Origin of the sequence: Ilyobacter polytropus DSM 2926, from assembly GCF_000165505.1 — a bacterium.
GTDB classification, from domain to species: Bacteria; Fusobacteriota; Fusobacteriia; order Fusobacteriales; family Fusobacteriaceae; genus Ilyobacter; species Ilyobacter polytropus.
On sequence record NC_014632.1, the window covers coordinates 176,142 to 189,993 of the forward strand.

The 13,852-nt window shown below is 35.4% G+C and carries 10 protein-coding genes; 9 read left to right on the forward strand and 1 reads right to left on the reverse strand.

What is annotated here, in order from left to right:
- Nucleotides 1-3: 3 nt before the first annotated feature.
- Both ILYOP_RS00865 and ILYOP_RS00870 read left to right on the forward strand, forming a co-directional pair.
- The gene (locus ILYOP_RS00865) at nt 4-1,668 is read left to right on the forward strand and encodes a type II secretion system protein GspD (protein WP_013386622.1); all 1,665 of its coding nucleotides are present in this window, start codon (nt 4-6) and stop codon (nt 1,666-1,668) included.
- Nucleotides 1,669-1,706: 38 nt separating this feature from the next.
- Complete coding sequence (locus tag ILYOP_RS00870; protein ID WP_013386623.1) at nt 1,707-3,440, forward strand: hypothetical protein; 1,734 nt, start codon at nt 1,707-1,709, stop codon at nt 3,438-3,440.
- Nucleotides 3,441-3,459: 19 nt separating this feature from the next.
- Here the strand turns inward: ILYOP_RS00870 and ILYOP_RS00875 are convergent, their stop codons facing one another.
- A complete protein-coding gene (locus ILYOP_RS00875; protein ID WP_013386624.1) occupies nt 3,460-5,022 on the reverse strand; it encodes a carboxypeptidase-like regulatory domain-containing protein in 1,563 nt (520 codons plus the stop codon).
- 193 nt (nt 5,023-5,215) lie between these two features.
- On the opposite strand from ILYOP_RS00875, the gene ILYOP_RS00880 reads away from it, so the two are divergent.
- The 7 genes from ILYOP_RS00880 to ILYOP_RS00910 all read left to right on the forward strand — a co-directional run bounded on the left by ILYOP_RS00880 (nt 5,216) and on the right by ILYOP_RS00910 (nt 13,649).
- Complete coding sequence (locus tag ILYOP_RS00880; protein WP_013386625.1) at nt 5,216-5,770, forward strand: DUF1694 domain-containing protein; 555 nt, start codon at nt 5,216-5,218, stop codon at nt 5,768-5,770.
- Between the two features lie 8 nt (nt 5,771-5,778).
- Nucleotides 5,779-7,047 (forward strand): UDP-N-acetylglucosamine 1-carboxyvinyltransferase, encoded by a 1,269-nt coding sequence (gene murA / locus ILYOP_RS00885; RefSeq protein WP_041920976.1) that lies wholly within the window; start codon nt 5,779-5,781, stop codon nt 7,045-7,047.
- An 80-nt stretch (nt 7,048-7,127) separates the two neighbouring features.
- Nucleotides 7,128-7,838 (forward strand): 23S rRNA (guanosine(2251)-2'-O)-methyltransferase RlmB, encoded by a 711-nt coding sequence (gene rlmB / locus ILYOP_RS00890; protein WP_013386627.1) that lies wholly within the window; start codon nt 7,128-7,130, stop codon nt 7,836-7,838.
- 56 nt (nt 7,839-7,894) lie between these two features.
- Entirely contained in the window at nt 7,895-8,506 is a 612-nt protein-coding gene (locus ILYOP_RS00895; RefSeq protein WP_013386628.1) for a sigma-70 family RNA polymerase sigma factor, read from the forward strand.
- 106 nt (nt 8,507-8,612) lie between these two features.
- Nucleotides 8,613-11,222 (forward strand): leucine--tRNA ligase, encoded by a 2,610-nt coding sequence (gene leuS / locus ILYOP_RS00900; RefSeq protein ID WP_013386629.1) that lies wholly within the window; start codon nt 8,613-8,615, stop codon nt 11,220-11,222.
- 65 nt (nt 11,223-11,287) lie between these two features.
- Nucleotides 11,288-12,400, forward strand: coding sequence for a glutamate 5-kinase (gene proB / locus ILYOP_RS00905; RefSeq protein ID WP_041921052.1), 1,113 nt, complete (start codon nt 11,288-11,290; stop codon nt 12,398-12,400).
- Nucleotide 12,401: 1 nt separating this feature from the next.
- The gene (locus ILYOP_RS00910; RefSeq protein WP_013386631.1) at nt 12,402-13,649 is read left to right on the forward strand and encodes a glutamate-5-semialdehyde dehydrogenase; all 1,248 of its coding nucleotides are present in this window, start codon (nt 12,402-12,404) and stop codon (nt 13,647-13,649) included.
- The last annotated feature ends 203 nt before the right edge of the window (nt 13,650-13,852 follow it).

Genomic DNA, 13,852 nt, shown 5'->3' on the forward strand with positions numbered 1-13,852 from the left:
AATATGGGGGAGACGATAAAAAAAGGGGTAAGACTTATAACAGCTTTTTCAATTCTTGGATCGACAATTTTTGGTGCCGGGTATAACGGAGAGATTATAGCCCCTGATCAAAAAGTTACGGTGGACTATAATAAAGCTGATTTAGTAAATGTTTTGAGGACACTTTCTTTCAGCAACGACCTAAATATAGTGATAAGTGACAAAGTATCCGGAACCGTGACCATGAGTGTAAAGGATACTCAGCTTGACGATCTGCTAGAAGCGATACTTAGATCCAATGGTTATACTTATGTGCAAAGCGGAAATCTAGTGGAAATAATGAGTTTAGAAGAAGCGAAAACAATGCAAGAATCAGACCGATCAGTATCAAAAGTATTTTCACTTAAGAAAATAGATGCTTCTGAAGTGGCAGAAGATGTGAAGCTTTTTCTTAAAGATGGCGATACTTCTGTGGTAAATGAAGGAACGAACTCTATCACTGTAAGGGCTAAAAAATCAGAACTTATAAGTGTAAAAAGTTTTTTAGATGAACGTGACGGAATAAAAAAAGAGGATGCTCAGAAAAATGTAGAACTTATAAGAGTGAAGCATATGACTCCTCAAAAAGCCTATGAAATATTGGGAGAGATTGGTTATAAGATAGCAGGAGATATAAAATACAGTGAATCTCTGGGAGGACTCCTTGTAATCGCATCAAGTGAAGAGGCTGACACACTGAAAAATATTATGGATAAGATAGACGTACCTGATCTGCAGGTGGTTATAGAAGCCAGAATTTTGGAGGTACAGGAAGGAACCGGGAGAGACTGGGGAATGAGCTGGGGCTATAATTCTAACAATCTGACAGAGGCTGACAGCAGTGATGGAAGCGGAGGCTATCTATCTGGAACAGACAGCTACTATGACGCTTCTAGTCTCTCTGACGGAATAACTCTGGGTCTGGGACTTCTAGGAAGTGACCAGTTTAGTGCAGTATACAGAAATGTGGTAGAGGACAATACTACAGAGATACTTGCCAAACCTGTGATAACAACTTTAAATGGGAAAAAAGCAACGATAGAACTAACTGAAGAGGTACCTTATAAGGAGCTAGAATATGTAAGTGACAGCGGAGATGCAACATCTACAAGTTATGAGTTTAAAGATGTGGGGATTACCCTGGAGGTAACTCCTGTAATAACAGACGACGGAATGATAAAAATAGAGGTTACACCTGAAATAAGTGAGGTAACTGGGTATACTGATGACGGTGTGCCTTATGTATCATCAAGAAAGGTAGAAACCAATGTAATTGTAAGAAATGGTCAGACTTTAGCCATAGGCGGTCTCATAAAGGATACAAAGTCAACTACCGATACCAAAGACCCCTACTTGAGTAAGATACCGATATTGGGTTATCTTTTCAAGAGTTCTAGTAATGAAAAGTCAAAGACCAACCTTATGATCTTTATAACTCCCAAAATAATAATGAGCAGAGATATGTCACAGAGATTTAACTTGGTCAAGGGGTCTAGTAGCAGTGTACTTAAAACCATAAAAAATCCAGAAACTATGGTTACTGAGAAAACCACAAAAGTAAAAGACGATGGAGATACTCTAGAGACTACATATGAAGAAAAAGTAACAGGCATAGATAAGATACAGCAAAAACTCAGCGAGAGTAATTAAAATAATCAGAAATCCTTAAAAAAACCGAAGGTGATGACATGAGATTTATATATCTATTTTTTATGATAATATCAATATTATCATACGGAGAAACTGAGGGGAGATATGAACTTCGAAATTCAAAGGAACTGACTATGTTTTTTCCAAAATCAGATTCTGAGTACATAGATTATCTTTCGGGAAAAAAAGATGCCGAAGCTTATTTTGAACTAGCTGTTATTTATCTGAAAGAAGGTTCAAAATCAAAGTCTAAAGATTATCTGAACTTATATATAAAGGAAGAAAATGACCCGAGAAAACTTTTGGAATATTATAATATTGAGAAAAATTATAAAAAAATAGAGGAGAATCTAGATCGTATTATCTCTTCTGCAGACGACCTAGAATCAGTTCAATATAAAAAGAAGATATACAGGGAAATAGCAAATAAAAAACTTCCGATTTCAAAAGAAAAATACAAAGTAAATAAAATCAAGGAGTTTTTGTCTTATGAGGGTAAAGAAGAAAAGCAGAGACACTTTTTTAACTCTAACAAATGGACTAAAGGTGATATAAGAAAAATAGTAGATAAATTAAAAAAATATAAGCTGAAGGAGAAAAGTCCTTCTAAAAAATTATTTGATATGTTTGCAACGAAAAAAGACAGACTAGAAAATAAGTACCATAATATAAAAAACTTGGAGGATGTTGAGGGTTACTATGATTATTTTGACTTTGCCAAAAGTGAGGATATCAAAGCGGACCTAAAGACTCCTGCAGAAAAACTGCTGTATCTGAAATATGAAAAAAATACAGAGGGATATAAAGCAGCAAAAGAAAAATTTGTAAAAGAATATTTGGAGAAAAAAAATAACAGAGTCCTCTATACCCTTTGGACAGTTACAAAAGATAATAATATTATCCAATATCTAAAGACCCAAAGTGAGGAATACCACCACCTCTATCTAAAAGAACTTTTGGAAAAAAATAAAAAGTCACTTTTTTACTCAGAAGGAGAAAAATTCTTGTATCTCTATCCCAAAAGTTTTTACAGAGAGGAGATCTTAAAGCAACTTTTTGCACTGGCCAGTGAATCACAAAAATCCAATCTTGTAAAAACGTATACTGAGGTAATAGACAGCAGAGTTTTAGACAGGGAAAGAATAAAGAGTTCCGACGGACCTTTGAAAATAAAGTTGATGGAAAAGGAAATATTAAAGGGCAGCAGTGATTATACGGAAAAACTTATTGAAGAGTTAGAAGACCAGTATATAGACAGGGAAGTGGCAGAGAAACTAAAAAGAATGGGGAACAGAGAGCCCTATGCAGTTTATTTGATACAAAATGATCTGGTTGTTCCAGCTGAGTATAGAGGTGCCGCTGCACGGTATTTATATACAGAAGGAGAGATAGACGCCCTCTATCCCTACAGAAAATATATTGGAAAGTCAGAACTGAAAGAACTTTCTAAAAGTTATCCTAGATACAAAGAAGAATATGCCACTAGATATCCCTTAGAAGAAGGAAACACAGACAGTTCTAAGGAAAGTTATATCTATTTTTCAAAAAACCCAGTTCTCCAAGAATCAATTGTTAAAGAGATAGAAAACAAAAAAATAATGGAGCCTCACGAGATGTACTATGCAGCTTTGTATTATAATCAGAAAAAAGATTATATAAAAAGTTATAGACTCAGTGATCTTTTAAATGAAAAATATAGTTTCTCAGAAAAAATAGTGAAATTACACCGAGATAATATCCAAAAATTAAAGAAAATAAATTTAAAAAAATAAGGATGGCTGAGCCATCCTTTTAGTTTATACTGATCTGATAAACAACTTTCTCTTTATCAAGAGAGTATTTTTTTTTTTGACTTTTATAAGTGATGTTTATCTCATGTGAAGAAGTGTTGTAGGAGATTATTCCGTTTGAATCTGATGTTATATTTTTGCCGTCAAGGTCAAATAATGAATTTTTTACAGGAGTATCAGAGGCGTCTGTGATCTCTAGAATCACCTGCCTAGATCCTCGATTCATTATTATATTAAAATTGCTTATTGCTTCTTTTAAAGTCATCTCAGAAGATTCGTAAGGTTTAAAATCCGAGATATTTACAGAGACCTTGAAGGTAGCCGTAGCTGGGATGTCTAAAAATTCAAAATATCCATTTTCTCCTGATAGTGTAGAGGCAATTCTTTTTCCTTTAAGATTTATAAGGTCGATTTTTTGGGATTTTATTGGTTTCACTCCATCAGATAAAATTCCGCTTATTTTATAGAGTTTTCTTTTCAACTGGATTTCTAAGTTAGAAATAGTGGAGAATTTCTCGACCCTTCGAACTAAACCTTGGGAGAAGAATCCGTCTTTATTCACTTTTATCATTACAAGTCCTGGATTTGCAGTTCCTCTAAATCTACCAAAACTGTCGGTGAATGATTTTTTTTCTGCATCGCCGCTTTTTATTACTACCTCTGCATTTGCCACAGGTAAATTTTTATCGTCAATTATACGAGCCTCTATAAAACTAGGAGCCTCCTCTAGCTCTAGGTTCAGGGTAAACTTTTTATCCTCATCGGTGAAATCATATATAAGCTGATTCTCTTTTTTCAGAAAATATCCGAATTTTTTCACAGAAAGCTTATACTTTTTAGACGGGATGTTACCGGAAAATTTACCTGAGAAATCACTTGTAAGTGTATAGCTGTTATTTTTTACATCAGTAAATATAATATCTGCACCTCCGAGATACATATCGTTGATTCTTAAGACTCCTTCAACGGGTACCTCTATAGGTTGCACAAAAAAGTTTAGATATTCTCCGTATCTTTCATTTACAGGAAACCTCTGTACTCTGAACAGTGTTTTATCTAATTCTTTTATAACGATATCATACTGTCCAAAATTAAGGTTTATCTTCTGCAACAGAGAATCTGAATCGACTGTTTTTACCAGTTCTCCCTCTTTGTAAAAAAGAATAGAGATGTCGTTTAGTATGTGTGGTGTATTAGGTGGTTCATTGTGAAAATATAGCTGGTTTTTACCACTTTTTCTAACAGAGATAAAAAAATCACCTGATTTTTTTGAAAAGTCTATATTATAACTTTGATATTCCCTTGAGATTGATATAACCCTTTCAACTGGGAAGTATGACGGAGAAAAAAACTGAAATTTATAATTTCCAGGTTTCAAATCTAGAAGGGCCTTGCTGTCGGTAAAGTTTATTCCGTATTTCGACTGATCTGAAATATCTGTAAACTCTATGTATCCTCTGGGAGTGTTAAAATAAAAAGATGCAGTTCCATCTTTTTTATCCTCTGCCCAAAGAATGGTCGAAAAAAGGAAAACAAATATTATTGCGAAAACTTTTTTTAGCACGATAAGCCTCCTCGGAGCTTTTAGTAAAAGAATTTTATAGAAAAACTAAAAAAATTAACCTACTTAATTTATAACATTTTTTTTATTAGCAATCAAGAAATGTAACTTCTTTTGAAAAAACATTGTATGTGATATAATTAGATGTAAATGGATAATTATATCTGGACTTATTCTTATAGGCAGGTGAAATTAGATGAGTTTTAAAAATATTATCGACGAGAGAGAAAAAGGAAAAATAAGATTTGCCAAGTCTCAGGTGGAAAAAGCTTATTATTTGGGCGAATTCAAGGAAAATATTATAGTAGCACTTCATAAAAACCAACTTGAAGAAGACAGTGTGTATATGGAGATTATCGAGGCAATGAAAGAAAAAGATGCTGTTCTTATGAAAATGAGAAGGGATGTTTCCTTAAAAAAACTAAAACCTTATATTGATGAGGCTGAAAAATTGGGAATAAAATATCAACTTGTAGACGGCATTTCTTACAGAGGAGATGTTGCTCTTGTAGTGGTTTCAGAGGAAGCTATGGAAAATTCAGATGAAGACCTTGTGCTAAGAGACATGGATCAAGACTTTATCGACGCAGGCCTTGGAGAAGATTTTAGTAAAGCCAGAGGAAAAAAAATATGTAAAAGTTGTTTTAAAGATCTAGAGGAAAAACTTCCTGATTACAGGGGGAGTTTTAAAAAAATGAATATTTTCGACAAAATAATAGGGCATAAATGCCCTGTGTGCGGGAAAAAATAGGAGGCATAATGGTAGAAGCATTCAGAATAAACGGTGGAAAAGAATTGAGCGGTGTTTTAGAGGTGAGCGGGGCAAAAAATGCAGCCCTTCCTATATTGATAGGAACTCTTATAGAAAAGGGAACTTATATAATTAATAATGTTCCTGATTTACGAGATATAAAGACTCTTATAAAGTTAATTGAAAGTCTGGGAGTACAGTCAGAGAGACTGGATAAAAATTCCTATAAATTTGTCAACAACGGAATTACAAACCTAACGGCTTCTTATGATCTTGTAAAAAAAATGAGAGCATCATTTTTGGTTATGGGTCCTATGCTTGCACATGAGAAAAAGGCCACAGTCTCTCTCCCAGGTGGCTGTGCTATAGGTGCTAGACCTGTAGACCTTCACTTGAAGGGATTTGAAGCTATGGGAGTAAAAATAAAGATCGAACATGGATATGTAGAGGCTGAGGTAGAGGAGCTGACTGGATCCAATGTTATATTTGATTTCCCTAGTGTGGGTGCTACTGAAAATGTCATAATGGCAGCGGTAAAGGCAAAGGGGACAACAGTTCTTGAAAATGCAGCCAGGGAGCCTGAAGTAGATGACCTTTGCAAATTTTTGATAGCAATGGGAGCAAAAATAGAGGGAGTTGGAACTGGAAGACTCGTTATAGAGGGAGTGGAAAAGCTGGTTCCTTGCGAATATACAGTAATGCCAGACAGGATAGAAGCCGGTACTTATATAGTTGCATCTCTTATGTTTGACAGCAAGATCCAGGTAAAGGGAGTTGAGAGAGTCCATATCGAGAGTTTCATGATGAAGCTTGAGGAGATGGGGGCTGTATTTGAAATAAAGGACGACCTCTTGAAGGTGACTTCTAAATTTGAAGATTTGAAACCAGCTAAGGTGACAACTATGCCGCATCCGGGTTTTGCCACAGATCTTCAGTCACAGATGATGACTCTCATGAGTCTTATAGAGGGTCACAGTGAGATAAAAGAAACTATTTTTGAAAATAGATTTATGCATGTGCCTGAATTAAATAGAATGGGAGCCAATATTCACATAGATGGACATGTTTCCCTGATAGATGGAGTAGATAAATTTTCATCTGCCGAGGTTATGGCAAGTGACTTGAGAGCTGGAGCATCCCTTGTCTTAGCTGCCTTAAAGGCTGATGGGCAAAGTATAGTAAACAGGATTTACCATGTGGACAGAGGTTATGAGAGACTAGAGGAAAAACTGAAAAAAATAGGTGCAGATATAGAAAGAATAAAGGCTGAAGCCTAAGTTTTATATTGTAAATAAACCAAATATAAATTTGACTTTTTTGTGACAATAATGAATATTTTAATATAAAGGAGTGTTTGATGGAAAAAATTATAGGATTAAATCCTGTAACAGAGGCGTTGCAGAATCCGGAGACCAATATTGAGAAGATTGAGATATTTAAGGGGCTCAAAGATGACAAAATAGGCAGGATAAAATCTCTTGCATCTAAGAGGAACATAAAGATACATTTTACAGATAAAAGAGCTGAAAATTCTCAAGGGGTAGTAGCTTTCATAAGTCAATATGATTATTACGTGGATCTAGGGGCCTTTCTTGAGAAGGTGGCAAAAGATGAAAAATCAATAGTTCTAGTGCTAGACGGTGTCCAGGATCCTAGAAATTTTGGTGCGATTGTGAGAAGTGCTGAAATTTTTGGTGTAAAAGGAATAATAATTCCAGAAAGAAACTCAGTAAAAATAAATGAAACAGTTGTAAAAACTTCTACAGGAGCAATAGAACATGTTGACATAATAAAAGTTACCAATATTTCTGAGGCTATTCAAAAGCTTAAAAAGCTTGATTACTGGGTTTATGGAGCCGAAGGAAGCGGTAAAAAATGTTATTATGATGAAAAATATCCAAACAGAACAGCTCTCGTAATGGGTGGTGAGGGCTCTGGAATAAGAAAAAAAGTAAAGGAAAATTGTGATATCTTAGTAAATATCCCTATGTACGGAAAAATAAATTCTTTGAATGTTTCCGTTGCAGGGGGGATACTTCTTTCTGAAATTGCGAAGAAGATATACTAGAATGTTAGAATTAATGTGTTCTCTTGGTTAGGGTATAGGGGTTAAGGGGGTATTCTATGGCGGTTGAAATGATTACTGATGAAATTTTGACAGAAGCTCAAAATGGTGATCAAGAAGCGGTTAGAAAGGTTTTTGACTATTACAAAAATTTTGTTTTTTTGAAAGCTAAGAATTACTTTTTAATTGGAGCAGACAGGGACGATCTGGTTCAGGAAGGTATGATAGGTCTTTTGAAAGCTATAAGGGCCTACGATACGGAAAAAGCTGCATCTTTCAAAACCTTTGCAACCATTTGTATAAAGAGGCAGCTTATCACTGCAATAAAGTCTGCTAATTCACAAAAGAATTTTGCACTGAATTCTTCAGTGGGAATATACAACGACTCTAATGAAGATAGGGAAGTCCCCTATGCTAGAGGTCTAGAATCCTATGTTACATACAACCCTGAAGAGATGTACCTGACAAAAGAACAGATCACTGGATTAAAAGAACATCTACAGAGTACCTTGAGTGAATTTGAAAATGAAGTTTTTCAATATATGCTTCTAGGTCATACTTATAAAGAGATATCTAGAAAGCTAGACAAAAAGGTGAAATCTGTGGACAATGCTATACAGAGGATAAAAAGAAAAAGTGAAGCCTGGCTGGAAACATATAGAAAGGCTTAAAAATAAAGGGCTACCTTTTAGTAAGGGGCCCTTTTTATCTTGAGGATTTTTTTTATTTGTGTTATATTTATATGGAAAATGATTTCATAAAAAGGGAGTGAAACCTGTGAGGGAATACGATTTTAAGAGTATAGAATCAAAATGGCAGGAGAAGTGGAAACAGGACAACATTTTTAAATCTGATAATAAAGTAGAGGGAAAAGAAAATTACTATGTTCTTGAAATGCTTCCCTATCCATCTGGAAAGCTTCATATGGGGCATGTTAGAAACTATACAATTGGAGATGTAATAGCAAGATATAAAAAAATGAAGGGATATAATGTACTTCACCCTATGGGTTGGGATTCCTTTGGACTTCCTGCAGAAAATGCAGCTATACAAAATGGGGCACATCCTGCAGTATGGACAAAATCAAACATCGAAAACATGACAACACAGCTTAAAAGCCTGGGATTTTCATATGACTGGGACAGAGAGATAGCTTCTTACAGAGATGATTACTATAGATGGAATCAATGGATTTTTAAAAGAATGTATGAAAAAGGTCTAGTGTACAAGAAAAAATCTTCTGTGAACTGGTGTCCAGACTGTCAGACTGTTCTTGCCAATGAACAGGTAGAGGATGGAAAGTGTTGGAGACATTCTAAAACTGATGTTATTCAGAAAGAGCTTGAGCAATGGTATTTTAAAATCACAAACTATGCTGACGAACTTTTAGAAGGGCATAAAGAACTAAAAGGTGGATGGCCTGAAAAAGTTATTACAATGCAGAAAAACTGGATTGGAAAATCTTACGGAACAGAGGTTAATTTTAAGGTTGTTGAAAACGGGGAGGATCTTTCTGTTTTTACAACTAGGGTTGATACACTTTGCGGAGTTACTTACTGTGTTATAGCACCTGAACATCCTATGGTAAATGAGATCATAAAATCAAATCCTTCGATAAAAGAAGCTGTATCTGCTATGACAACTGAAGATGTAATAAACAGAACTGCAGAAGGAAAAGAAAAAAACGGAGTATTTACAGGATGGCATGTTATAAATCCTGCAAATAATGAAAAGGTACAACTTTGGATCGGAGACTATGTACTTATGGGATATGGTACCGGAGCTGTAATGGCTGTTCCTTGTCACGATGAAAGAGATCTTATGTTTGCTAAAAAATATGATCTTCCTCTAAGAGTTGTAATAAATCCTGTAAACAAAAAAACCAAAGAAGAAGTGATACTAAAAGAAGATGAAATGACAGAAGCCTTTACAGATTATGGTATTATAACTAATTCTGGAGAATTTAACGGACTATCATCTAAAGAGGCTCTTGTTAAAATTGCCGAATATCTAGAAGAGAAAAAATGCGGAAAAAGAACAATAAACTATAGACTTAAAGACTGGGGAGTCTCTAGACAGAGATATTGGGGGACACCTATTCCTGCACTTTATTGTGAAAAGTGTGGGACTGTTATGGAAAAAGACGAAAACCTCCCTGTAAAACTTCCTGGGGATGTAATCTTTAGTGGTAATGGAAATCCCATAGAAACATCAGAAGAGTTTAAAAATGCAGTTTGTCCAGAATGCGGCGGGAAAGCTAAGAGAGAAACTGATACAATGGATACCTTTGTGGATTCTTCTTGGTATTTCTTGAGATACTGTGATCCTAAAAATACCGACCTTCCATTTGACAAAGATATAGCTGACGGATGGTTTCCTGTAGATCAATATATCGGAGGAGTAGAACATGCAGTTATGCACCTTCTATATGCTAGATTTTTCCATAAAGTTTTAAGAGATCTAGGTCTTTTATCTACAAATGAGCCATTTAAAAGGCTTCTTACTCAAGGAATGGTTCTTGGTCCATCATACTTCTCGGCCAATGAAAACAGATATCTTTACTCTGAAGAAGTAGAAATTTCTGGGGATAAAGTTTTAGCTAAAACAACAGGAGAAGAGTTGGTTGTTAAGGTTGAAAAAATGTCTAAATCAAAAAACAACGGAGTTGATCCAGAAAATATAGTAGCTACCTATGGTGCAGATACAGCTAGATTATTTACAATGTTTGCTTCTCCTCCTGAAAAAGAGCTTGAGTGGAATGAAAACGGACTGGCTGGATCTTACAGATTCCTAAACAGAGTTTGGAGAATGGTAAGTGAAAGCAAAGCTTTCTTTGAGGCTGGATCTATAAACCTTGAAAATTTAAACAAGGCTGATAAAGCGATATTGAGAAAATTACACCAAACTATAAAAAAAGTTACTGAATCCATAGAAAACGATTACCATTTTAATACTTCAATAGCTTCAAATATGGAGCTTATAAATGAACTTCAGGACTATAAGGTGAATGTTTTAGAAAAGGGAGATATTACTTCAGAATCTAAAAAGCTGTTCACTGAAGCCGTAAATAAAATGGTTATTATGCTTTCGCCTTTTGTTCCTCATATATGTGATGAACTCTGGTCAGAGTTGGGGAATGAAGGTTTCCTTTTTGAAGAAAAATGGCCTGAACATGTTGAGGAATTAACTGTTTCAGACGAGGTATCTATAGCGGTGCAGGTAAACGGAAAAGTAAGAGGAGCTGTGCAGGTAACTAGAGGAACTTCCAAAGATGAACTTGAAAAAATGGCTCTTGAAATGGAAAATGTAAAAAAACATATCCAAGATAAAAATATAGTTAAAATGATTATTATACCAGAAAAAATAGTAAACATTGTTGTAAAATAAGGCTGCTTTTGCAGCTTTATTTTATATTTCCAAGGGAGTTGGTTGTGTTGGATAGAAAAAAACATATGAAAAAAATTAAGAGGATTGTTGTTAAAGTGGGAACCTCGACTTTAACACATGAAAATGGACTTCTTAACATTTGGAGAATAGAAAAACTGGTAAGAACTCTTTCGGATCTGGCTAATTTGGACTATGAAATTATCCTTGTTACATCTGGAGCCGTAGGTGCTGGGATGGGTGTCTTAAAATTGGATGAAAAGCCAAAGACTCTTGATGAAAAACAAGCCGTAGCGGCAGTTGGGCAGGTTTCTCTTATCCATCTTTACAGAAAACTTTTTTCTGAGTATGGAAAAAATATAGCTCAGCTTCTCGTCAATGGAGAAGATATATCTAAAAGAAACAGATATATCAATATAAGGAATACTTTTTCTGCTTTATTTGACAAAAAGGTGATACCTATAGTTAACGAAAATGATGCAGTGGCCGTAGAAGAGATCAAGGTGGGAGACAATGATACCCTTTCAGCTTATGCTGCAAGTGCCGTAGATGCAGACCTTTTAATCTTGCTGTCTGATATAGACGGTCTTTATACATCAAATCCCAGACAAGATAAAAATGCTAAATTTATAAGTGTGGTGGAAGAGATAGATGAAAGTATCTATTCCATAGCTTCAGGTGCCGGCGGATCCAAATTTGGTACCGGTGGGATGCATACAAAGATTAAAGCCGGAGAAATAGCTACTAAACTTGGAGTCGATATGATAATCGCTAACGGAGAATGTCCGGAAATAATAAGGGACATATTAAATGGAGAAGAAAAAGGGACCTTATTTCTAGGGGAAAAAGATATAACAGCAAAAAAACACTGGATATGGTATGGTGGGAAAATTGAAGGAACTATCTATATAGACAATGGGGCTGAAAAAGCACTTTGTGATAAAAATAGTCTTTTGCCAGTAGGTGTTATAAGTGTAGATGGTAGTTTCGCAGAGGGAGATATAATTGCCATAAAAAATTCTGAAGAAGAACTGGTGGCGAAAGGGATAGTCAACTATGCTTCGTCAGAGGTAGAGCTTATAATTGGGAAACACAGCGATGAAATAGAGGATATCCTGGGATACAAGGGATATGACTCTGTGGTACATATAAACAATCTACATCTATTAAAGGAGGTTTAAGATGGATAATTATATGCTTGAGATAGGTAAAAAAGCCAAGGAAGCATCAAAAATACTTGCAGGTATTGATACCAGGACTAAAAACAAGGCTCTGATGTCTGTGGTTGATGCGCTTCTTGAAAACTCAGAGCTTATTAAAGAAGAAAATGAAAAGGATCTAAAAGCCGCCAGAGAAAAAGGTATTTCAGAATCCTTTATAGACAGGCTAACCCTTACAGACGAGAGGATAAAGAGTATGGCTAACGGAGTTTGGGAAATTGCAAGCTTCAGCGACCCAGTCGGGGAGATAGTCAAAGGATTTCCACATGAAAACGGTATGAAAATATCAGAGGTTAGGGTTCCTTTGGGAGTCTTAGCGATGATATATGAATCTAGACCTAATGTAACTGTAGATGCTGCAGCACTTGCTCTTAAATCTGGAAATGCAATTATCTTGAGAGGTGGAAGTGATGCATCTCACAGTAATGGAATATTGGAAAAAATATTTGTGGATGCTATAACAAAAGAAGGTGTTCCAGAGGGTGCTGTTCAGCTTATAAAAAATCCTGATAGAGCTCTTGTGAATGAACTTGTCAGATTAAATGATTATGTAGATGTCGCTATCCCACGTGGTGGAGTAGGACTCAAAAAGGCCATAATTGCAAATGCCACAGTTCCTGTAATTGAAACTGGAGCAGGAGTATGTCATCTTTATATAGATTCTAGAGCGGCAATAGAGAAGGCTTTAAACATAGCAATAAATGCAAAGACTCAAAGACCAGGGGTTTGTAACGCAATAGAAACCCTGCTTATTCACGAAGAATCTCTAGGTAGAATTCTTCCTTTCTTGGCAGAAGGACTTGTGGCAAATGGAGTGGAAATAAGAGCTGATGAAGAGGCTCTTCAATTTATCCCTGGAGCAAAAGCGGCTGTGGAAGAGGACTGGAGCACAGAGTACCTAAGTCTTGTAGTGTCTATAAAGACTGTGAGTGGTATAGCGGAAGCTATAAGGCATATAGACAAATATGGAACCAAACACTCTGAAGCAATAGTAACAGAAAGTTATGAAATGGCTGAAAAATTTCTCAATGAAGTAGATGCAGCTGCAGTATATGTAAATGCCTCTACTCGTTTTACTGACGGAGGAGAATTTGGATTTGGGGGAGAGATTGGGATAAGTACTCAGAAGCTTCATGCTCGTGGACCTATGGGAGTGAGAGCCCTTACAACAACCAAATATATAATCAGAGGAAACGGACAGATAAGATAAAGTTTAAAACTGACTTTTTTACAAAAAGTTATCATAAATATATTTACTTTATATAGAATTACCAACAAATCCAAGGTTAAATTTAACCTTGGATTTGTTGGTATAATACTTGCTGTAAGCAATTAAAACAACTGATTTATTTGACTTTTATCATTAAAAGAAGCTGCTTAGAAGGGTGCAGTGGAAATTTTTTAAAAAATAAA

Coding starts and splice junctions, on each gene's coding strand:
- ILYOP_RS00910 (WP_013386631.1), top strand. CDS start 12,402: ATGGATAATTATATGCTTGAGATAGGTAAAAAAGCCAAGGAAGCATCA.
- murA (WP_041920976.1), top strand. CDS start 5,779: ATGGTAGAAGCATTCAGAATAAACGGTGGAAAAGAATTGAGCGGTGTT.
- ILYOP_RS00895 (WP_013386628.1), top strand. CDS start 7,895: ATGGCGGTTGAAATGATTACTGATGAAATTTTGACAGAAGCTCAAAAT.
- rlmB (WP_013386627.1), top strand. CDS start 7,128: ATGGAAAAAATTATAGGATTAAATCCTGTAACAGAGGCGTTGCAGAAT.
- ILYOP_RS00865 (WP_013386622.1), top strand. CDS start 4: ATGGGGGAGACGATAAAAAAAGGGGTAAGACTTATAACAGCTTTTTCA.
- ILYOP_RS00870 (WP_013386623.1), top strand. CDS start 1,707: ATGAGATTTATATATCTATTTTTTATGATAATATCAATATTATCATAC.
- proB (WP_041921052.1), top strand. CDS start 11,288: ATGAAAAAAATTAAGAGGATTGTTGTTAAAGTGGGAACCTCGACTTTA.
- ILYOP_RS00880 (WP_013386625.1), top strand. CDS start 5,216: ATGAGTTTTAAAAATATTATCGACGAGAGAGAAAAAGGAAAAATAAGA.